Origin of the sequence: Vibrio harveyi, assembly GCF_030060435.1 — a bacterium.
GTDB lineage: Bacteria > Pseudomonadota > Gammaproteobacteria > Enterobacterales > Vibrionaceae > Vibrio > Vibrio harveyi.
Map to the genome: position 1 here is coordinate 824,796 of NZ_CP125876.1, position 22,062 is coordinate 846,857.

Here is a 22,062-nt window from a genome sequence, read left to right on the forward strand (position 1 = left end):
CCAATGGACTGAACGATGAAACTGAATCTGATTACGACTACCTTATTGCTTGCATCGGCAAGTGCCATCGCCGAGCCAAACATCACCATATCTACCACGACCAACAGCCGTGACTTTCCTTTAAGTGCAGAGCAGCCTTTGGTTGTGCCATTAACCAAAGACGGCTATACGCTTAAAATCACTGGCGTTGAAGGCGATTGCGTTGCGCCCGATGGTCAGAAAGTTAAATTCAACAAACCGATCGCGCTGAATTGTGGAAAGCCAACGGAATTGCCGTTAAAAATCCGTTTTACTGGCGATTACTCTTTCGCTTTTGATGCGGAAGCGAAAACACTGCGCTTCAAGCGTGAACCTAAGAAAGCTGCCAAGACAGAATTCAAACGCCCAATCCCACAAGTGCAATGTGAGGTTTACCAAGGCGGCGAAGTCACCATCGCGTTAGGTGACAGTTTCCCAGATGGCACCAAGTTGCGTGATGCCTATTCTGGTCAAATGGTCGAAGTAAAAGATCAGCAAGTATCGCTGACGCCAAGCAAAGACTCTGGCGGTTTGGTGCTACTAGAGCCAGTGAAGAAAACCAAAGAAGCAGTGCCGTTTGATTATCGTAATGCCAACATTTACTTCGTGATGGTCGACCGTTTCAACAACGCCGATACGAGCAATGACAATAGCTATGGGCGCAAGAAAGACGGCAAAGAAGAGATCGGTACCTTCCACGGCGGTGATCTAAAAGGCGTGATCGAGAAACTGGATTACATCAAGAGCCTAGGTACAGATGCGATTTGGTTATCGCCAATCGTTGAGCAAGTACACGGCTTTGTGGGCGGCGGCGATAGCGGCTCATTCCCGTTCTATGCTTACCACGGTTACTGGACGCGTGATTTCACCAAGATTGATGAGAACTTTGGTAACGAAGATGACCTTAAAGTGCTGGTGGAAGAGGCGCATAAGCGTGGTCTCAAAGTCTTGATGGACGCGGTAATCAACCACACTGGCTACTCAACGTTAGCCGATTTGCAATTTGACGGTATTGAGGTGTTAAAGCCAAACGCTGACCTACCGAAGAAGTGGGGGGATTGGCAACCAAAAGCGGGCGAAAATTGGCATAGCTACCACCAGAATATTGATTACCAGAGTCCAAACTGGGCGAAATGGTGGGGCGGTGATTGGGTAAGAACCGGTTTGCCGGGCTACCCTGCTCCGGGCAGCAGCGATATCACTATGTCATTGGCGGGTTTACCTGACTTTATCACTGAATCAGACAAAGCCGTGAAGCCAGCGCAATGGCTATTGGATAACCCCGGCACACGTGTAGAAGCGCGTGACAATTACACCGTTTCCGATTACTTGATTGAGTGGCAAACTGATTGGGTGAAACGCTTTGGTATTGATGGTTACCGTGTTGATACGGTGAAGCACGTTGAAGGTGATGTGTGGAAGCGCTTGAAAGAAGAAGCATCAAGCAGTCTAGAGCAGTGGCGCAAAGAGAACGGAAAATCGGGTCTGCCATTTTGGATGATGGGTGAAGTATGGGGGCATACCGCTTATCGCAGCCCTTACTTTGACGATGGCTTTGATGCGTTGATTAACTTCGACATGCAGAAGAAATTAGATAAAGGCGCGGCGTGTTTCAGCCAAATGGCAGACACCTACCAAAGTTACGCAGACACAATCGCCAACGAGAAAGACTTCAACCCAGTGAGCTACATGTCTTCTCACGATACCGAGCTGTTCTTCTCTCGCTTCAAAGACTATGGCATGCAGCGTAACGCCGCGAATGCACTGCTTCTAAGCCCTGGTGCTGTTCAGGTTTACTACGGTGACGAAGTGGGTCGTAACATTGGTCCTTACGCGGATGATTTCCACCAAGGCACACGCTCTGACATGGTATGGAAGCTATCTGATGAGAAGCAAGCGCTGCTCAAACACTGGCAAACTCTAGGTCAGTTCCGTAAAGCGCATCCAGCGATTGGTGCGGGTCAGCATCAAGTGATTGAACAAGAAGGCGCGTACGTGTTCTCTCGTTCACTTGGCAATGACAAAGTCGTTGTGGCGTTTGTGGGGCGTGACAAGTAGTTAGAACTTCGTTTTAAGCCTAGATAGAAAAAGCCCTTCCTTGAGTTCTCAGGGAAGGGCTTTGTTGTTTTGATGCTTACTTACTATTTCAATAGCTATCGATTTCGATAGTTATTTCTTTAGCTCTTGGTCGATGACTTTCTCAAGCTCCTCGAAAGGTACATAACCCGGAATGACTTGGTCATTAATGATGATCGCTGGTGTGCCTCGTAGACCTAAGCGAGTGAAGTACTCGTAGTTTTTATCCAATAATGCTTTGGTCTCTTTGTCGTCGACAAGCTGTGCTTCTGTGCCGGTCTTCTTAGCGATTTTTTGTAGTGAACTTGCATCATGTGGACCCGGCTTCTTCACTAACAAGTCGTGCACTTCTTTGTACTTGTCATGTTGGTTCTGCCATACGTTCAATGCGTAACTTGCCGAGTTGTAACCGTTCTTCTCGTACTGTTCTTTGAACGATACCGTCATGTTCAGCACTTTTACCTGTGGGTATTCTTTCTCAACCTTCACCAACTCCCCTTCAAGACGTTTGCAGAAAGGACAGCTGTAATCGGTCACGTTGATGATTGTCAGCTCTGGATTCTCAGCGCCAAAGTAAGAGTGCTTGCCGTCATTCAAATACGCGCGTGCTTCATCCAATGTCGCGTTGAAGGTCTTTTGATAAGCGACATAATCTTGCAGATTCTGATGTAGTGCGTCGAGGAGCTGCGGGTTTTCTTTCAGCAGTTGAGTAATTTCTTGCAGCTTCTCTTCTGACGTTTTTTCTGCTGCGTGTGAAAATAGCGGAACAAGTGCGATAACCACAGTTAATAGTGTGCGAGTGAATTTCATGATTTTTCCTAAAACTCTTTTTCTTCGCGTTTCTTGTGCGAAGTGATTAAAAATAAAACAATTGATTTGGGGATGAATAGCAATCGGATTTTATTCTCTAAACACACATAGCTTGAGGTGCACCCGATATTTGTCGGGTATCGGTTCAGTATGATGGCGGAAAGCATTGCGCTCGCTGCCACTGATAGACAGCAAGACAAACGCAAATAGGAATAAGGGGACAATGAAGCTGTCGAGATGGTTTTGTGAAACCTGAATCAGTTTTTCAGACAATTCACACTGCTTAGTCAGTCCTTTTTCGCTCTTTTGCTGTTGCCCAGTGGCATGCTCAGTCGTCACTTGATCGCCAATGAGAGGACAAGATTGAAAGAGACCTACATTTTTACTTAAACAGATCACGACAACCCAAGCCACAAGGGCGAGTGTCCATCGAGCGATGTTGGATTGTGATCGAAGCAAAAGGCAAACCCTGAGTAAGTCTCTAAGTAATGACCGCACCACCCTAAATTAAATTGCACAGAAAATTTGTTAGTTTTCGGTCAAGAAATCTTGAATAAGCAACAAATCATGAAGCACGTCGAGAATGTGGCTAATAGCAAACTTGTTCCAAACTTTAACTTGCTTTGTTAATGGATTGAACTTGCTGATTCTCAGATAAATCTACCTTATCTTGGTCATAAATATTTATTATCTTTTAAATGTGATTCAAATCATAAAATAAAACTTCATAACTAAGCAGCACGGCTGTTCGGTAAATGGATTGATTTTGATCATCTCTCTAGCACGTCGTTCAGGGGATCATCTATGCGTTCTGTTCCACATATATAGGTGAATTTATGACAAGCCCTGTTCATGCTGAACGCAAGGTGACGATCGGGTGTTACATTGCACTCGCGTTTGCGGTTGTGTTCTTTTCTGGTCTGATGCAATCCAACGAATGGTACGGTGTATTCGACTTTACAACGCTTAATGGTTCTTTCGGTAAAGTCGCTTACGGCGTGACGGAAGGTGCAGATGGCGCGGTACAAGCTGCGACCACATCTTTCCGTGGTACTGGTGGTAGCGGTGCTCGTGACGGTTTCATTTTTGCGCTTACTTTGATTCCAACCGTTATGTTCGCGTTAGGTATGATCAACGTACTTGAGCACTACGGTGCACTTGAAGCCGCTCGTAAGCTTCTTACTCCTCTTCTACGTCCTCTAATGGGCATCCCTGGTAACTCTGGTCTGGCTCTGATTGCTTCTCTGCAAAGTACCGATGCAGGTGCGGCTATGACGCGTCAACTAAAAGATGAAGGTCACCTTACTAAGCGTGAAACGGACGTATTTACAATGTTCCAGTTCACTGCGGGTGCAACCATCGTGAACTTCTTCTCATCGGGTGCGGTATTGTTCACGTTGACGATGGCTGACGGCTCTCTAGCAGTAACTTCTTCTATTGGTTTGGCGGTTGTGGTGATGTTCGCGTTTAAGATCATTGGTGCGAACCTGTTCCGTATCTACCTAAACATGACGGAAGGTAAAGAAGACAAGCAAGACCAAAACAAATCAGAGAACCTAAAAGAGGAGACGGCATAATGGGTGACGTTAAAGCGAAAAAACCAATGGTGACGGATATCTTCGTCGAAGGTGCTAAGAAAGGTTGGGTGATTGCGACTACCTCTACGGTGCCTAACGTATTGATGGCGTTCGTTATCATCAAAGCGCTGCAAATCACTGGTGCGCTGGATCTGATGGGCACTGTGTTCTCTCCAATCATGGCAGTGTTTGGTCTTCCGGGTGAAGCAGCAGCGGTATTGATCGGGGCTTGGATGTCGATGGGCGGCGCGGTTGGCGTAGTGATTACACTGTTTGACCAAGGTATCCTGAACGGCACGCACATTGCGATTCTTGCGCCTGCTATCTACCTAATGGGCTCTCAAGTTCAGTACATGGGTCGTATCATGGGCCCAATTGGTACTGAAGGTCGTTACATCCCAGTTATGATTGCAATCTCAGTATTGAACGCATTTGGCGCAATGCTAGTGATGAATCTGTTTGTCTAGGAGTGAGTCATGCAATTCTCTCTAAATGAATATCTAGAAGAGCTACGTCCGCTAATCAATGTGGATTGTGGCACTTACACTACTGATGGTATCGAGTTCATCGCTTCTCAATTTGAAGAGAAGTACCAAGCGATGTCAGGTTGGAGCATAAAACGCATCGACTGTGGCAGAGCCGGTGTTGGTCTTGAAGTTCGAAATAAGCCGGAAGCTGAGCAAATCGATGTGATGCTAATTGGTCACATGGATACCGTGTTCCCTGTGGGTACCGCTGAGCTTCGTCCAATATCTCAAGATGCAGAGAAAGCCTACGGTCCAGGTGTGTCTGACATGAAATCTGGTTTGCTTAACATCGTATACGCGATGCGCAATCTAGACCAAGCGGTGTTGGATAAGTTATCTATCGCTATCTGCATGAACCCAGATGAAGAGACTGGCTCTTTGGATTCTGTGGATTGGATTCAATCAGTTGCGAAAAACGCAAAGAATGTTCTGGTTGCAGAAGCGGCACGTGCAGACGGCGGTTTAGTGAAAGCGCGCAAAGGCATGGCTCGCTACAAAATGACCTTTAATGGCGTTGCTGCTCACGCAGGTAACGAGCCAGAAAACGGTCGCAGCGCAATCACTGAGATGGCGAATTGGATTTTGGCTGTCAATGCAATGACCAACTTTGAATCTGGTACCACGTTGAACGTCGGTATTGTCTCTGGTGGTAACGGTGCGAACATAGTTCCGGAACATGCTGAAGCGATCGTGGATGTGCGTTTCTGGAGCAACGAAGAATACGATGATGTCGATAGCAAGCTAAATGGCATGCTGGAAACACCATTCGTTGATGGCGTGAGCATTGAGTTGGTTCGTGAAGCTTATAAGCCTTCTATGGTGCCAAGTGCTCAAACGGAAAGCCTGATGACATTAGTTGAAGAAGCCGCAAGTGAACTGGCGATCGACATCAACTGGAAAGAAGTGGGTGGTGGCTCTGATGCAAATAACACGGCCATTCTTGGTGTTCCAACTTTGGATGGTCTAGGGCCTATTGGTGCGGGTTTCCACAGTGACCAAGAGTACTTGTTGCTTGAGTCTATCGAACCACGTATCAAAATGTTGATGCGTGTATTGGAGAAGATTGCTCAATAAGGCATTCTGCTTCTAAAGCTTGGTTTTCAAAGCTGTTGGTTTCAAAACCAGCTGATTTCCAAGACTTTTTGTCTCCAAAGCAATAATCCCCGGACTTCGGTTTGGGGATTTTTTTATCTAGCCAATTGGCTTCCTTTCTTCATTATCATTACTCGCTATTAATCCTACGTTCAGGTTCATCGTCTTAATATCTATGCCACAGTCATAAGTTTAGGAGGCACGATGACCACAAGCATGTCTGTAAATTCGGCGTCCGATGACGTCTTAGACCAAACGATGCAAGCACCAGATGAGAAAACCTTCTGGCGTAAAATGAAAAATTCCGTCAAGAAAGCAGGCGAAGAGATTGCTGTTATGGGCATCAAATCATGGCTTGCGATGGCAGATTCCAATACCTCTGTTCGCCACAAAGCTATCTTAGGTGGCGCACTGGCTTATTTCGTCCTGCCAACAGATATGGTACCAGACGTACTAGCAGGTGTCGGCTTTACCGATGACATGGCTGCACTTACCCTAGCGGCGAACTCGGTCGGCAATGCCATCACCGACGAGCATGAAGAACAAGCGAGAGAAAAGCTGAGTTCGATGTCAGATTAAGTTTTATTGTACAGCACTAATAGCCATTTGTGCTGCTCGATAAAGTTTTCCAAATACCATAAGAAAAACATTTCTAATAAACTTTGCAGACATATCTTCAATTGCTGTTACTGGTTTTCCAATAAACACTAGCATATGGCCTAACAGCCCTTTGACTTGTGATTCTCTTACTGTAGAAGCTTTAGCTACTTTTTCTATATTTCTGGCGAGTATATCATAAAATGTCATTCCAGTAGATACTGTGGCTTGGGCTGCTATTGCTGAAAACAAGCCAGTATCTTTTAATAAGGTTATTAACGCTGCTTGAATTCTTTCTGACCAATACTCTGTAAATGATGCTTGGTTTCTGTGTTCAAACTTAAATCTAGTAGGTGTATACAAGTACTTGTTAGATCTGACTTTTATTGCTCCCCACGTTTCGGAGTTAGCATTATCTAAATACCCTAAACTTGTTTCGCTAGACATACTATGAGCATTTAAATTAAAGCCAGAACTAGCGTCTAAGCGGTACTCATCGCCATTATATGGAGCATGAATAAATGGCCAGACAGGTACTTTAGGTACAGGATCTGCGCCGTGAGTACAGCGGTATACTTTGTCGTTGCTTTTACTAGATTTACGGGAATATTGTTCTAAACCAACTCTAGGTGCGCCAAAAGTATATAAATTCACTCGTAATGAATATTCTTCTCTCAGCCAATCAGAACATAATGAAGCCAGAGCTCCTCCTAAGCTATGCCCAACACAATGAATACGGTTAGGTAAAATTTGGCATTGCTGTAAATATTGTTTTATGCTTGGTTTGATACTTGAAAATGAATTAATAAATCCAGCATGAGCGATAGAGCCATTTGGAGAGCCTTTAAGACCGACATTTAGGTTGGTTACCCAATCATTAGCGTTTTGCGTCCCTCTAATGGAAATTACTAAATCTCCCTTATATTTTCCTTTCCCAATACCAATTACCGCAAACGCTTCAGATGTTCTCATTACACCAGGTACCACTTTTCTAAACAATGGTATACGATCTAATCCTGAGATACCTCCAGTTCGGCCACTAAAAACATCTTGCTGCGAAAATACAAAGTGTTTTTCAAAACCTCCTTGTCCCTTAAACGCTAGTCTCCCTTGCCCCTGATATACTCCATACGGTATGTTCGCGATCTCTGACGCAAGTTTTGGTGTTAAAGACGGCATTATGTATCCTCCGTAAACTCTGTTTTATATAAAAATCCATTTAAATTGCAGTTGCTAATAACCATTAGATCTCGAGCATTATCTAGGTTTATATTCTTGAAAAAGTATCGAAACTCGGTATCTTCAAGCTCACAGTAAAGATTACTTAAGTTGTCCTCTATAAATATAGGTGGTGAAACGTAGTTTAACTGAGACTCCCAAATATATTTCTTTTCTTCATTTATATAGGTATATATTCCGATATATGAATATGTTTGATTCAAAGCTGATTCTTTGAACCTTTGAGAATGTATGACTGGTTTAAAGTGAAATTCACCGAACTCATTAGTACTTGAACTCCTTTTGTAATTATTCTTTAAAAAATTAGCTTCTAAGTAAACCGTTACATTTTCTAGAGGTCTTTGATCAAGAACTAAAGTACCTTTTATCTCTGGGCTTAATGTATATTTAAATTTCTTAAAAAAATCGAACATACTTTCTTTGAAACCTAATGCAAGTATTGGAAATGAGAAAATGAATAAAAAAAGACTATTTTTAAACATGAAATTATGATGTGTGTATCTTAGTACCAACTTAATTATCAGACTACTATCTATCGCGATTTGGTTTTGATCTTTAATTTGATAATGGAATTTGTATCTCTATATGATGAAAATGTCCCATATATCATTTTCAAAGTGATAAACATAGACCAGTTATCTTAACCCTCTAGATGAACTAATATAGAATCTAACTACTTACCGATTAGTAATTGAAACAACCTCGGGGGACGAGAATTGTATCTAAACCTTTTTGATTTCGGGTTTATTGGAAATAAAAAACCACCTCAGAATAAGGTGGTTTTTGCTTAGACAGGATAATTGAGTTTGGAAGGGTTTAAGCTTCCGCGCGTTTCAGATGCACTTCTTCTTCGGCGACCCCAGCTTTTGGATCGTTGAAGCGAGCTTCATCCAGTGCGCCTTCTGATTTAGCAACAATGATAGTCACTGCGCTGTCACCGGTGATGTTTACTGCGGTACGAATCATATCAAGTAGACGGTCAACACCCATGATAAGTGCAATGCCCTCTAGTGGCAGACCTACTTGGTTCAATACCATTGCTAGCATTACTAGACCAACACCAGGAACACCTGCGGTACCGATAGACGCCAATGTTGCCGTCATGATAACCATTAGGTAGTCACCCATAGTTAGGTCAATGTTGAATGCCTGTGCGATGAAGGCTGTCGCTACACCTTGCATGATCGCCGTGCCGTCCATGTTCACGGTTGCACCTAGCGGTACTGTGAACGATGATACGCGGTTCTCAACACCCATACGGTGCTTAGCCGTTTCCATTGTCACTGGAATGGTCGCGTTCGATGATGCAGTAGAGAAAGCAAACATGATTGCGTCTTCCATCTTACGTAGGAACGTAATTGGGTTTAGACCAGTGAAGCCTTTTAGCATCAAGCTGTAAGTCACAAGACCATGCAGCAATAGCGTACCTGCTAGTACTACGAAGTATTCAGCAAGGTTGAAGATTGCGCTTAGACCAAGACCTGTAAACAGCTTCGCCATTAGGAAGAACACACCGTAAGGCGCAAGGTTCATCAGAATCGCAACCAATTTCATGATTACTTCATTCAGATCAGAGAAGAATGCTGCGATACGCTCGCCTGGCTTACCTGCTGCACTGATCGCGATACCGAATAGGACGGCGAACACGATAACTTGCAGGGTTTTACCTTCTGCCATTGCGCTGATTGGGTTAGTCGGGAACATATCAATGATCACCTGACCCAAAGATGGCGCTTCTGCTGATTTGAATGAACTTGCTGCGGTTAGGTCTGCACCAGCACCCGGCTGGAATAGCGTACCCATGGTTAGAGCAAGTGTGATTGCGATAGCGGTTGTTGCTACGTAGAAAGCAAGGGTTTTACCACCCATGCGACCCAATGTAGATAGGTCTTTTAGAGAGCTGGTACCACAAACTAGCGAAACAAATACTAGCGGTACAACAAGCATTTTTAAGCTGGCAACGAAGATCTGCCCACCAACTTCGAATAATCCATTAACAATGTATGCGTCGACAAATCCGTTGTCGGCAAAAAGTGTGCGAATTGCAAATCCTGTCAAGATACCCGCTACCATACCCAAAATTACGCGGCTGGTGAGCGACATCGGTTTCTTGGTATTCATGAGAACACTCCTTATAGTTATGCACCTTGAGTTCACTTCAAGGCGGCGTGCAGATTAGCAGCGGAGTGTGAAAATACGAAAGAATAATCCTCTGAATGGTCGATAGATGTGAAGTTAGTCACTTTAAAAAATAGAATATTAACTAAATGGTAACTAAAAGGCTGGTTGAAAAGTTTGTTGATTAACAAATTTATCGAATTTACAACCGATAGAAATGAATTCTTACATTCTTTATTGGTAGAAAACTGGATGCATAATGATGAGGTAAAAGATGCTAAGTGCATAACTAGGCATCTTTTATTCAGTTGTTTATTGCGGTGTTATTTCAACGGAGGGCGGGTTTGGTTATCGATGGTACGAGCAAAATCTGAAATCTGTTGATAATCTTTAGGTGTCCAAATTGATTTTGAGGTCAGAGACTTAGGCAGTGCTGAGAAGGCTTTTTCATTGTCGCTTGCTCTAAACTCTACGCTCATCCACTGGTCAATTGGTTGTTGATCGGCAAAGGTCGCGGATAACGAAAGCTCATGGTTTGCACCAGAGTAGTTGGGCGTTAAGTTCAGTGCCATATGGTAATCTCGGAATCGAACTACCCATTTATCAGGTAAGCGTCGCGAGCTATCCCACCAATCACCATCGAGTTGCTGGATTTTCTGTTTCGTTATCGCTTTCGATTGAGCTTTTAAATCCTTTAAAGCTTGTTTGAAAGCGCTGTCCATGGCTCTAGAAAAGCCTTTTTGATCGAGCTCGGGGTTGTCCAGTAATACTTGCTTGGCTAATTTTGCGCCGAGCATGTTGGAGTAGAGGTCTTCGGATGAAAAGGCAGATGCCAGCTCTTTAAATCCGCTAACGGACACCATACCGAACCACTGAGCTATTTCATGCCATTGAGCCAGTCGAAACGCGGTTAGCGCTGCTGCTTGAGCACTGCGATCTAGCTTCTCTTCTTCGCTAAGCTTCTCTTTTTGTTCATACCAACGAATACGACGAACACGAAGTTCTTCAGGCAAGTCCAGATGCGCTGCGCGACCGAGATAATGTTGATTTAGGGTGAATAAATAATAGGTGTAATCTGCGGTATCACGGACGTGGGCAGTATCAATAAACCCGCCTAGTTCGGTAAAGATAATGCCGTTAGCTTCTTCATTCAGACCTAGCAGGCTACCAGAGACAGACTCACTGCCATCGTTATAGTGGTGAGTACCCACTTCGTTGCTGGATAAGACATTCTCAAGAGAAAAGAATGGAATAGGCACGCTTCCTAGTTGCGCTTTGAGATCGACACCAAATGCACAGCACGGTCTTACGCCAACCGGTGCTTTCAGTTCTTGCGCGTGGACGAGTCCACTACAAAGGCTCAGTAGTAATAGTGCTGCTTTCTTCAAACCCTACTCCTAGAATGCTTCATTAATTTGGAAATAAAAACCAGTGCTGTCTTTGCCAACGCCCAAATCGACGCGTACGTTAATACGTGCCTTAAAGGCAAATCGATAACCAACCCCGACAGTAGGTAACCAGCTACTTTTAAAGAGGTCGTGATAAGTCGGTGCGATATTACCGGCACCTAGCCACCCAACCACACCATGACGACCTGCAATGGTATGGCGAATCTCTACTTGTGTAGAAAGCTGGTGTTTATCGCGATATTGCCCTTGGTAGTAGCCACGCATACGCTGGTCATCACCTAGCTGGGCGTAATCAAACCAAGGAGCGTTACCGAAAATCGATTGTGAATATACCTCCATTGCGATAATCGTAGTGTCAGACCATTGTTGGTAAACACGATAGTTAGCAACGAGGTTGTCGTAGTCTTCATCACTACCGAGTGAATCTCGGTTCGCTATCCATTCAATATCGAGAAACTGTCCACGCATTGGGTTCGGTTCGAAATCACGCGTGTCGTATTCCATTCCAACTAAGACACCACTGCTGGTGGCATCGGCAACTTCTGAAGGGAGAATATCGCCATCGACACCGTCGACCTTACTGAATGACTGCCATTGCCAGCCAAGTTTGGCGTAAGTATTTGGCGCGACTTCAACGGCGATTTTTGGGCTCAACTGTAAACGTTGCCCTTCATACTGCACTTTGTTGTTCTCGTTTTCTGCGGCTTGGCTGCCAATACCCCAATAGTAACCGGGGGTATGGCTTATCCATGCCTCACCTAAAAGACGGACTTTGTCATTTTTTAAATAGGTGCGATTGTTTAACCCCAAGCCGTAAGAACCTGAGGTTGAACCATAAGAAGTAACGGTGACGGTCGAGTAAGGATCGCCTTTTTGCCAGTCATAAGGCGTGTACAACCCCACTGCGGCAACGCCAATACCAAACCCTTGTTCTGGGTTAACAAAAGGACCTGGTAATACGCCCCAGTCGATTAACTTAGATTCATCCACGGTCTCACTTGAACCAAGCTTGGTCAGGATGTCATCCATTAAGCTACTTTCGTCTTGCTGCATAGCAAAAGCAGATGACGAACTAAGCAGCGCGGTGAGCGCAAGACTATAAGAGGTTTTCATCTTCTCGTTACCCTAGAAACGACGGTCTAAAGAGAAGAAGATGCTTTGACGATCTCCAAAACCGGCTTCACCCAAAAGGTACCAATCTTCATTAATTTGGTATTGCATGCCTGCGATGGTGTTCCATTCAGATTCTAAACGCTGTTTTACTTCAAAACGCGCGCCTGATGGGATTACGCCACCTAAAGATTGTGGTAGTCCAAGATCTTTGAGTGAACCAGAGAGTTCTTGCTCGACATCTTGATACATAGCACCAACCCAAAATCGAATTGGCACGCCATTTTGATGGAAGTCGTAACCAACACGAGGAGATACAACAAGCGCATCAATTGAACCGTCAATAACGGTTAAATTGGTTTGAGTGTAACTTGCATCGACCAGTGCGAACCATTGGTCGTAGCCGCCGGCAAGTACAAAGCCAAGACCTTTGGTGTAACCGTCAAGGTCTAGGCGAAAGTTCTCAATACGTTGTGGTTTCACAAACGGCAACTTAACTTTGACGTTTACATCCGTTTCTGAATAGCCGTCGAGCGTGCCGATCAAGCCATAAACGTTTAAGAAAGGAAATAGCCAGACATCAGCACGCAATGTCATTACATCGGTGGCTTGTTTACCTGGCTCTGCTTGCATATCGACTAGTTTTTCAATCCCGCCCAAGCCTTTTAAAGCGATAGAGTCGACATTGATGCCTTGTTCCATACTCATATAGCTGAGGTTTAAACCGAAAGGTTTTGGCAAATTGTAGCCAAGCGCCTCTGCTTTCTCTTTCCAAATAGGAAGAGAAATGGAATCCGCATTCGCGACTCCGGTAAACAAGCAAGATGCAGCAACAAGCAAAGAAGGTAATTTCATAAGTCACTTCATAAATCGTGGCGATCTCAATGTAAGCGGAAGATAGGTTACTTTTAGCTTATGAGATTCAATTATCGTCACGGAAAAATCACTGCTTTCTCATAAGGAAAAAGCACCAAAACGAGAGTTAAGATCCGCGGCTTTTATGTGTTTTTAGAGAGGCTTCTTAACTTCGGCGAGCGCATCTTACTCTTAAAATTTAAAAAGTAAACTTTAAAGTGTACTTTAGATTCTTGCGCGCTATACTCTGCAGCCACTTACATGAGGTTGGTGAATCTAGAACGATGAAACTTTCGGAAAAAAAACGCATTGCGCTGATTGAAGCGGCTCAACAGGAGTTTATTGAGCACGGATTTAGTGGCGCAAATATGGATAGAGTGTGTGAGCGAGCTGGGGCATCGAAGCGTACCTTATATCGCCATTTTGAAAGTAAAGATGTGTTGTTTATCGAGTCGATACAAAGCGTGCTCGAAACTCAGCGTGCACGATTGCAACTCAATTACTCACCAGAGAGCGATATCGAAACACAACTTAGAACCTATTTGCATGCCAAGTTGAACTCTATGTATGAAGACTTTGGTTTGCCGCTCGCCAAGATGGTGATCAGTGAGTTTATGCGCACACCAGAATTGGCAGAGAACTACTTACACCAACTTCAACGCCAAGATGCATTGCTGGAAAACTGGTTTAAAGAAGCCATTGCGGATAACAAGGTCAAAGCGCTTGACCCTGTCATGATGAGTTGCATGCTAATGTGCTTATTGAAAGGAAACTGTTTGTGGCCACAATTGGTTGCTAATCAAGCGGTGCCGAGTATTGAGCAGCGCAAGAAAGTCGTTGAGGATATTCTTACGCTGTTTTTAGATGGCTACCGACGTTAGTTTGCTTATTGCTTATTGCTTATTGCTTATTGCCTCAAATGCTTAACTCATCACGACATGACGCAGTGTTGATAGAGAGGTGTGATCCCACGTCCAATAGTCTTGTTCTCGGTTATGGAGCCCTCCGACCCAATAGTCTTGAATGAAAAAGTCTTTCCCACTCAAACAAGCTTTGCCACGAGCATTAATACTGACTTGTTGTTCCCACCAATTTTTATCAAATGAATCCACAGCAAACAGTGGTTTTTCCGCTCGTGCGAGTGGTAGTAGCAATGCATAAAACATTACGTCACCGAGAGTGGGAAGGGGCTCTCTTTGCTGACTTCTTTGAAACCAATCTTTAACGGTGATGGCTGTGCTTTGCTCGCCCAATACTTGCAACGCCAAATATTGGGTGAAGCTCAATCCTGACTCCGAGTTAGGCAGTTCTTGAAGGTGTCGTTTCATCACTGCTTTGATATTCGGTAAGCAATCTAATTCATGTTGTTCTAGCAAGTTAAGGAGCGGCTGCGGTGTTTGAGCCCGCAACGCTTGCCAGCAGCGTTTGGCTTGACTGAAAAGCTTCGCTGTAACCGGCTTTCGGTGTTGCCAACATGAGCGAATAGCTTCGGCAGGGAGTTGCCCAAAGCCAATAAACCGTTCTGTTCCTGGAAACTGGTTGAATTCGATGATCTCTATCACTTTACCTACCCTGTTCTCTAACAAGGAAAGTCCTCGAAGTAGCATGAATTGATCATAGGCATCGTGTTCAACCCAAAAAACAATACGTTCATATTGATGGTTAAGTAGAGTATGGATATTGTCTTGCTCAAACTGCGCTACATTTTGAACCGAATCTTTGCGACCCATCACGGGTAGCAATGTGCCTACGACGTATTGTGCTCGAATGGCGACAAAGCCTTTTTTATCATTGGGAATAGGGCCGATGCACAGTGGATCAATCATAGGTAAGAAATCACCTTCAAACCCGCAAGTCTTTAATAGTTGCTGAATATCGTGCCCACAGCGGACATGGAGTGTTTTTAAATCTGCATCAAGCGGGTTTGCTTGGTGGTCAATAGCGTGCTTGTGCCTTTCTAATTCCTCTATATGTGCTTTTAACTTGCTCCAACTGGGCAAGCCAAGCTCTCTAGCTAGAGCGTGTTGAACGTCTGACAGCTGGATAGAGTCAGGAGTAAGCGTTTCTGGTTGAGAGTGAAACTGTTTAACCTGTTTGAGTGCAATGGTGTCATTTTGGCGGATCGCCTTTAAGCGTTTTTTTGCTACAGACTTTTGCTGGTTAAGGTTAATGGAGAAGCTATTGTAAGATTGCATTTTTCACCTTTCTTATCTCTTCCACACTCGCTTTATTAGAAGTTAAAAAGAAGGTAAAAACAGATTGTTCCTGCTAACAAAAGCAGGGTGGTTGAGGTGCCGTGAACCGAGTTCTTTCCGCGAGTGTTGGGTGCTTTAGGCTTGAGCTGCTTCAATGGTATGTAATCGAAACAGGTATCGCAACTTTGAATAATATAAAGAAGCAAAACTGCACTTAACTTCACATAAAACAGTTCTAGAACTTAAGCGAGGAGTAAGTTGGAGAAGAGAAAGCATCCATGATGAAGGCTTAAGAATTGCGCCTGTTGAGCTTGTTTTGTGTCGCTCTATCCAACTCGCACTTTGGCACTATCAAGTAGTGTTTTATAGAGGGCAAGGGCGGCGGGTCCACTTTTCGCCCCTTTCGGCAAGGTAAGATGTAGAGCGACTTGATATTGGTTCGAATGTTCAAGATCTATCTCTTTGATGTGGTCGTTTTGACGGTACTCAACGAGATATTTTGGGAGGCGGCAGAAGCCGACACCTTGCTCAACCGCTCTAAATGCGTGGTCAAAATTATCTACCGTGATTCTTTGACGCGCGCGTAACCAGCCTACGTCTCGCTTCTCTTTGTTTGATTCCCCTAAGTCTCGAACCACAATTTGGCTGGTGGTTGCAAAGTCCGCCAATGAAATATGTTCCTTTTTTGCTAGTGGATGTCGAGCTGCGATCACAGGGACCATAGTGGTAGTGCCGAACGCTTCAGCAGGGTAGTTGGTGATCGGAAGGTTGATGATGGCAATATCCGCAAGTTCATTGATCACCATGTCTGTGGTTTTACTCAGAGAGGTCTCTACAACTTGAACGGAAGTCGTGTTGTTGTGTGTGAGAAATTCACTAAGTGGAGTATAGAGCCAACTTGGGTCGCACAAGTGATCGATCGCTACCGTTATCTGTGATTCTACACCGCTATTTAGCTGCTCACTGATCATTTCAAGTTCACGAGCCTGCTCAAGCATTGATTGTGCACGGCGCAAAATCGTCTGACCGTGTTCGGTTAATCCGGCCTTACGACCTTTTACTTCTATCAGCTTGATACCTAATTGGTCTTCGAGCTTTTTCACCGAATAGATAAGCGTGGTATGGCTTTTATTGAGCATCACTGCGGCTGACTGAATGCTCCCCGCCTGTTCAATTGCTTGTAGTGTTTGCCATTGCTCTAAGGTTGTTTTGAGTCTCATTGGTCAGTTTTTTCCACAGTTAATGGCAAAATTATGAACTTTTTTGTCAGTTTTATAAAGGTAATAATCTTCCCATCGAAAGCGAGTCAATAAGAAGAGGAGACTCAAGATGGCGAAACTATTGCAAGTAGATTTTGAATTTCATGGTCCGTTTGGTGAAGATATGTCGAATGCTCTGATTGATTTAGCTAAATCAATTAACCAAGAACCGGGTATGATTTGGAAAATTTGGACAGAAAGCGAGAAAGATAAACTTGGTGGTGGCATCTATCTTTTTAAAGATGAAGCAACGGCGCAAGCTTATCTCGAAATGCACACTGCTCGTCTGAAACAGATGGGGGTTGAACAAGTAAGAGGGCAGATATTTGATATCAACGCGCCACTAAGTACCATCAATCAAGGTCCAATCGGAGCGTAATATTATGACTAACCGCACCTTTCTAACTGTTCATGGCACGGTTTATACGGTATTTGCTTTTGCGTTATTTTTTGTTCCAACCATGATGTGGCCGATGTATGGTGTACAAATCAATGACCAGTACGCACTGTTTTTGTCCCAGCATACGTCAATCTTTTTAGGTGGGGTAGCTGCGGTAAGTTTGATGTTGCGTGATGTTGAATCTGGCAACACGGCGAAACAACTGTTTAAAGCTTTGTTGGTCACGAATGTCTTGGGCGTAGCGATCACTACTTATGCTGGCATCACGGGGGTTTTTGTTGGCTTTGGTTGGAGTGATCCCGCCTTCTTCTTGCTATTGAGTGTGCTCACTTTTCTTCAATTGAAGAAGCAATAATAGAAGCTATATTAATTAGATCATTATTAAAAAGCCCCGCGATAATTGCGGGGCTTTGTGTTTCTATTTATGGTTTTCCCCAAGTATGCTTAAGTCACTTGGGTGTAGCGACATTACTCACTCTTATAGGCGTAGTTGTAATAACCGTAGCCGTATGAACTCGCCGCTTTCTTCTCAATTGCGTTAAGAATGACGCCTTTGACTTCTACACCCGATTGCTCAAATCGACTGCGAGCGACTTCAAGCTCTTTCGATGTCGTTTGGTCAAAGCGAGCTACCATCAGAGTGGTTCCTGCAATCGCACCAACGATACTAGGGTCAGTCACTGCCAATACTGGTGGTGTATCGATGATCACTAGGTCATACTCTTGTGATGCTTTTTCTACAAACTCAACAAATCGTGGGTGCATCAAAAGCTCAGAAGGGTTTGGTGGTACTTGACCACGAGTAATTACATCTAAGTTCTCAACTTTAGTCGGCTTGATCACCATATCTTGACTAATCTTACCGCTTAAGAAATCAGAAAGACCGTTATCAGCCGTCAGACCAAAACATTGTTGCAAGTAACCTTTACGCATGTCCGCATCGACCAACAACACTTTTTGACCTGTCTTCGCTGCTACTGCCGCAAAGTTTGTCGATACAAATGTCTTACCAATTGAAGGCGCTGGACCAGAGATCATCAGTACGTTGTTTTTCGCTTCCATCATCGCAAAATGAAGGCTAGTGCGAAGTCCACGTAGTGCTTCAATCGAAAGATCCGCAGGGTTTTCTTCTGCCAATAGAAGCAGGTCTTTGTTGCTCTTGCGCTTAAGTTTGCTCGCAACTTCTAATTGTTGTACTGACTTAGGAACACTTGCGTAAACAGAAATACCCGTTTGTTCAATCTCGTCTGGAGAAGTGACGCCGCGGTGGAAAGCGGTTTTAACCAGAACAAAAGCAACGGCAACCATACCGCCTAATAATGTTGCTAGAACAACGATAAGAGGCTTCTTAGGCTTCACTGGAATAGCGTAAGACTGTGCACTATCGATAATGCGTACGTTACCAACGGTACCAGCTTTAATAATGTTCAACTCTTGAACTTTGTTTAGAAGCTGAATGTAGATCTGTTGGTTAACTTCAACGTCACGAGTCATACGTAGGACTTCACGCTGCGTTTTTGGCAGCTTCTGAACTTGTCGGTTCAAACGAGCTTTTTCTTGCAGTAACGTCTGACGTTTATCCAATAGTGATTTATATGCTGGGTGATCCTGCGTGAACTTTTGGCTGATTTCACTTTCTTTGAATGTCAGTTCGTTAAGCTGCGCTTCAAGAGCGACCATCACTTTGAGTGTTGATTGTGCTTCAAGGTTTAAGTCGATCGATTCGTTTTCTTGTCTAAAACGATTCAGTACCTCTTCAGACCCTGTCAGTTTCTCTTTGATTTCCGGTAGGTGATCTTTTAGAAAGTTTAGGCTCTGTTCCGCTTCCGCTGAGTTTCTTCTTACATTCTGTAGGAAGTAGTTTTGCACAACGTCATTCAAAATTTGCTGGTTACGTTCAGGGTATTCGCCTTCAATACTCAGTGACACAATACCTGTTTTCGAGCCACGTTCTGAAATAGACAGTTGTGAAGCCAATCGGTTGATCGCGTCAAGCTTGCTAATTTTTCCGATTGAAAAACTGTCTTCGTTTTGCGCAACCAGTTCACGTACTTTGATGCGGTAGCCATTCATTTCAATCGTTTGACCAACAACGCCAGAAAGCACAATTTGATCTTCAATCAACAGATCAAAACTGCCTTTCTCTGCATCTGTTACCACAAGCTGATGCTTGTAACCTTGCGCGGTACGTGGCATCTCGAAAGTTGAAACTGAGATGTAATCTTGAGTGCCATTGATGCGAGCAAGACCTTTACCGATAAAAGGAAGATAGTCCGGAGTGGCAATCGTCGTTAGGTTAAATTTATCGACCGTATCACCAAGGATCATACGTGATTTGATGATCTCAATCTCAGTCGTTGCTGACGATTCTGCAGCAAAAAGCTCGCCCATATCGCCGACCATCGCCGAAATACCACCAGAGCTTTTCTGTTCGATCTGAATCAGAGCATCAGCTTTGTAGATAGGTGTCGATAGCAATGCCACGGCAATACCGATTGTTGCAAAGAGAAGCGTAATGCCAATGATGAACCATTTCGCATCTATCAATATGCCAAACAGTTTACCGAGATCGATTTCATCATCGGTTGGTGCAGATGAACTTATAGTTTGGTTAGCCATTGTTTTTTTATTTCGCCAAGTAATCTGAAGTTATAGTTTTTTTGCCCAAGCCTGAGCGGATTGCTCAATCAGAGAAAACGCATGATCAAATGCTTCTCTGCTTTGTCTGTATGGATCTGGAATGTCGACAGAATTCATCCAATGCCCAAACAGCATGGTCTTGCCTCTTGCTTCTGGAACGATCTCAGTTAATGCATCGATATGACCTTGTTCCATTACCAAGATAAGATCTTGTTTCGCACAAAGCTGCGCAGTAAGTTGTTGCGCTTGGTGATTCTCAAGAGAAAACCCTTTTTCCGAGGCAATGAGCGTTGCTGTCTCATCCGCTGGTTTCCCAGTCAGTCGACTTTTCTCAACGGCAATACCGGCTGAAGAAATGGTTTTATTCGGAAGAAGTTGTTGAAGCACTCGTTCCCCAGTCGGAGAGCGACAAATGTTACCTACGCATACGACAAGAATGTTTGAAAACATGGTTTGTTCCTTATCAATAACTATTGGAAAGGGCTTACCTCTTCACATAAGCCCTTTCAAGAACGTCTGAACTACGGCCAGTTTCTAACGCGTAGAACACCTTCTGTAAGCTCATTGAAGCCTGAAATCGTCGGTACTAACTGTGCAATAACGCGGTTCCAACGACTGACTGGTGCAGCAGTAACATACACAATGTCGTAAGGTTCCAAATCAAATTCAGTACCAATCACTAACGCCGCTGCGTCAGAGACATCAAGTTGGTAAATGTCGCCTAATGCTTGATTGTCTTGAGATTTTCTGATGACAAAAACGCCAGTTGCATCCGCAGAAAGTTGGTTGATACCACCAACATTGCTTAGAGCCTCGGTCAAGCTCATGCCTGCGCGATCCATTTTCAGTAGCTTAGGATCGTTAACTTCACCCATAACAAACACTTTTTGAGTGTCATTTCTTGGCACATGTACGATGTCGCCAGGTTGAAGTAATCGGTTTTCAGTAAGGTCACCCTCTTGCATTAGCGCATAGAGAGAAATGTTTTCGACTTTGCCTTGGCGTGTCAGTGTGACGTTACGCCAATCCGCATCCTCTGCTAGACCGCCAGCGCGGTTAACTGCATCAAGAAGCGTAAGTGGGATATTGGTGATAGGTTGCTGCCCTGGCTTGTTAACTTCGCCAGTGATGTAAGATTTCTTGGAACGAAATGCCGCAACACTCACATCCACTTGTGGACTCTCAATGTACTTCGCCAACTTGTTAGCAATAATGGTACGAATTTGGCGAACATTTTTACCCGCAACTTCAACAATACCTATGTATGGATAGAAGATGGTGCCATCAGCATGCACCCAGTTACCCGCTTCTTCAGAGCTACGGTAAGAGCCTGCTGGAATGGTAAGTTCAGGGTGATCCCAAATAGTGATATTCAGAATATCGCCAGGACCGACTTCATACTCGTAAGCCGCGAGTTGATGGTCAAGTGTTGGGTTCGCTTTGGTCTCTACATCTGAGCTTTTTAGCTGCGAGACTTTATCAAGAGTCAGTGGAAAGACGTTAAAATCTGCCGCCGTATTGGCGCTGTTGTCTTCAACGATGTGCTTTCCACTCGTGGATAAGTGACTGCCCGGTACTGTACATCCAGCGAGAAGTACAGAGGAAAGGAGTAAACTGCCTAGCTTTGTATAGTTGAAATTCATGCTTTTTCATTCATCTGACGTAAAGAGCGAGTTGCTAAGAACAACATTGTTTTTTGCCTAAACAACAACACGTCACAATTTTATTGGGCAGTATTATTTGTTTTAATTTATAAAATACTCAATAAGAAACGGGTTGCATCTGGCGAGCGCACTCTAAAGAATTTTTTGAGGAGGGGCAATAGACGATAAATTGATAAAAAGCCAGCTATATATTGCTGAATTTTATATTTCTGTGCGTTGAGTTGCGTGGATTTGACAAAAGTGTTTATTAATTAGCTCTAATTTTCCGTATCAGCTCACGAAATTTGTAATTTGACAGTTTTTCAATTAGTTATTGATGCGACCATTTTTCTAAAAAAATTTATATGCTTTGTTTTAAAGTGTGATGTGTGTCGTATTTTTTATTCTGCGTCAATAGCGCTTTGTTATGGTTTTGCCAGAAAGTTGGCAGCGTATGGTCAAAATATGATGTGGGTTCAACAAAGTGATGGTTTGAT

Annotated in this window: 21 protein-coding genes; 8 read left to right on the top strand and 13 right to left on the bottom strand. The window is 43.9% G+C overall.

Translation table 11 applies throughout. From position 1 onward, the window contains the following. Positions 1–15: 15 nt before the first annotated feature. The gene (locus tag QMY49_RS20275) at positions 16–2,076 is read left to right on the top strand and encodes an alpha-amylase (RefSeq protein ID WP_029788346.1); all 2,061 of its coding nucleotides are present in this window, start codon (positions 16–18) and stop codon (positions 2,074–2,076) included. Between the two features lie 111 nt (positions 2,077–2,187). On the opposite strand, the gene QMY49_RS20280 is transcribed toward QMY49_RS20275, so the two are convergent. Both QMY49_RS20280 and QMY49_RS20285 read right to left on the bottom strand, forming a co-directional pair. Beyond that, positions 2,188–2,904 (bottom strand): DsbA family protein, encoded by a 717-nt coding sequence (locus QMY49_RS20280; protein WP_188014499.1) that lies wholly within the window; start codon positions 2,902–2,904, stop codon positions 2,188–2,190. Positions 2,905–2,994: 90 nt separating this feature from the next. Next, positions 2,995–3,318 carry a hypothetical protein gene (locus tag QMY49_RS20285; protein ID WP_005447443.1) on the bottom strand — a complete coding sequence of 108 codons (324 nt, stop codon included), beginning with the start codon at positions 3,316–3,318 and terminating at the stop codon, positions 2,995–2,997. 422 nt (positions 3,319–3,740) lie between these two features. Here QMY49_RS20285 and QMY49_RS20290 point away from each other — a divergent pair, with 422 nt between their 5' ends. From QMY49_RS20290 to QMY49_RS20305, 4 genes are all read left to right on the top strand, one after another. Next, the gene (locus QMY49_RS20290) at positions 3,741–4,481 is read left to right on the top strand and encodes a nucleoside recognition domain-containing protein (RefSeq protein WP_005437881.1); all 741 of its coding nucleotides are present in this window, start codon (positions 3,741–3,743) and stop codon (positions 4,479–4,481) included. Then, positions 4,481–4,948 (top strand): YjiG family protein, encoded by a 468-nt coding sequence (locus QMY49_RS20295; protein WP_005374849.1) that lies wholly within the window; start codon positions 4,481–4,483, stop codon positions 4,946–4,948. The genes QMY49_RS20290 and QMY49_RS20295 overlap by 1 nt, the downstream gene beginning before the upstream one ends. Before the next feature lie 9 nt (positions 4,949–4,957). Beyond that, positions 4,958–6,082, top strand: coding sequence for a M20 family metallopeptidase (locus tag QMY49_RS20300; RefSeq protein ID WP_283316427.1), 1,125 nt, complete (start codon positions 4,958–4,960; stop codon positions 6,080–6,082). A 222-nt stretch (positions 6,083–6,304) separates the two neighbouring features. After that, positions 6,305–6,679, top strand: coding sequence for a YkvA family protein (locus tag QMY49_RS20305; protein ID WP_283316429.1), 375 nt, complete (start codon positions 6,305–6,307; stop codon positions 6,677–6,679). 3 nt (positions 6,680–6,682) lie between these two features. On the opposite strand, the gene QMY49_RS20310 is transcribed toward QMY49_RS20305, so the two are convergent. The 6 genes from QMY49_RS20310 to QMY49_RS20330 form a co-directional block, all read right to left on the bottom strand. After that, the gene (locus QMY49_RS20310; protein WP_283316431.1) at positions 6,683–7,876 is read right to left on the bottom strand and encodes a lipase family protein; all 1,194 of its coding nucleotides are present in this window, start codon (positions 7,874–7,876) and stop codon (positions 6,683–6,685) included. Then, entirely contained in the window at positions 7,876–8,418 is a 543-nt protein-coding gene (locus QMY49_RS27285; protein ID WP_038898262.1) for a DUF6795 domain-containing protein, read from the bottom strand. Before QMY49_RS27285 ends, QMY49_RS20310 begins: the two co-directional genes overlap by 1 nt. Before the next feature lie 334 nt (positions 8,419–8,752). Further along, on the bottom strand, positions 8,753–10,057 hold the full coding sequence (locus QMY49_RS20315) for a dicarboxylate/amino acid:cation symporter (protein WP_005447448.1): 1,305 nt from the start codon (positions 10,055–10,057) through the stop codon (positions 8,753–8,755). 320 nt (positions 10,058–10,377) lie between these two features. Next, complete coding sequence (locus QMY49_RS20320; RefSeq protein ID WP_283316434.1) at positions 10,378–11,442, bottom strand: DUF4056 domain-containing protein; 1,065 nt, start codon at positions 11,440–11,442, stop codon at positions 10,378–10,380. Between the two features lie 9 nt (positions 11,443–11,451). Further along, on the bottom strand, positions 11,452–12,576 hold the full coding sequence (locus QMY49_RS20325) for a BamA/TamA family outer membrane protein (protein ID WP_283316437.1): 1,125 nt from the start codon (positions 12,574–12,576) through the stop codon (positions 11,452–11,454). Between the two features lie 12 nt (positions 12,577–12,588). Further along, positions 12,589–13,428 (bottom strand): hypothetical protein, encoded by an 840-nt coding sequence (locus QMY49_RS20330; RefSeq protein WP_005447451.1) that lies wholly within the window; start codon positions 13,426–13,428, stop codon positions 12,589–12,591. Positions 13,429–13,712: 284 nt separating this feature from the next. Between QMY49_RS20330 and QMY49_RS20335 the strand changes: the two genes are divergently transcribed. Then, entirely contained in the window at positions 13,713–14,309 is a 597-nt protein-coding gene (locus QMY49_RS20335; protein WP_047514311.1) for a TetR/AcrR family transcriptional regulator, read from the top strand. 42 nt (positions 14,310–14,351) lie between these two features. On the opposite strand, the gene QMY49_RS20340 is transcribed toward QMY49_RS20335, so the two are convergent. After that, positions 14,352–15,623, bottom strand: a complete 1,272-nt coding sequence (locus QMY49_RS20340) for a DUF1835 domain-containing protein (protein WP_283316440.1) — start codon at positions 15,621–15,623, stop codon at positions 14,352–14,354. 326 nt (positions 15,624–15,949) lie between these two features. Further along, positions 15,950–16,843, bottom strand: coding sequence for a LysR family transcriptional regulator (locus QMY49_RS20345; RefSeq protein WP_283316442.1), 894 nt, complete (start codon positions 16,841–16,843; stop codon positions 15,950–15,952). A gap of 109 nt (positions 16,844–16,952) precedes the next feature. On the opposite strand from QMY49_RS20345, the gene QMY49_RS20350 reads away from it, so the two are divergent. Then, on the top strand, positions 16,953–17,261 hold the full coding sequence (locus QMY49_RS20350) for a monooxygenase (protein WP_050939340.1): 309 nt from the start codon (positions 16,953–16,955) through the stop codon (positions 17,259–17,261). A gap of 4 nt (positions 17,262–17,265) precedes the next feature. Further along, positions 17,266–17,637 (top strand): hypothetical protein, encoded by a 372-nt coding sequence (locus QMY49_RS20355; RefSeq protein WP_050902675.1) that lies wholly within the window; start codon positions 17,266–17,268, stop codon positions 17,635–17,637. A gap of 113 nt (positions 17,638–17,750) precedes the next feature. Here QMY49_RS20355 and QMY49_RS20360 read toward each other — a convergent pair whose 3' ends face one another. The 3 genes from QMY49_RS20360 to QMY49_RS20370 all read right to left on the bottom strand — a co-directional run bounded on the left by QMY49_RS20360 (position 17,751) and on the right by QMY49_RS20370 (position 21,565). Next, complete coding sequence (locus QMY49_RS20360; protein WP_283316445.1) at positions 17,751–19,901, bottom strand: polysaccharide biosynthesis tyrosine autokinase; 2,151 nt, start codon at positions 19,899–19,901, stop codon at positions 17,751–17,753. A gap of 30 nt (positions 19,902–19,931) precedes the next feature. Continuing rightward, a complete protein-coding gene (locus QMY49_RS20365; protein ID WP_005447459.1) occupies positions 19,932–20,372 on the bottom strand; it encodes an arsenate reductase/protein-tyrosine-phosphatase family protein in 441 nt (146 codons plus the stop codon). A gap of 71 nt (positions 20,373–20,443) precedes the next feature. After that, on the bottom strand, positions 20,444–21,565 hold the full coding sequence (locus QMY49_RS20370; protein ID WP_009698012.1) for a polysaccharide export protein: 1,122 nt from the start codon (positions 21,563–21,565) through the stop codon (positions 20,444–20,446). Between the last annotated feature and the right edge of the window lie 497 nt (positions 21,566–22,062).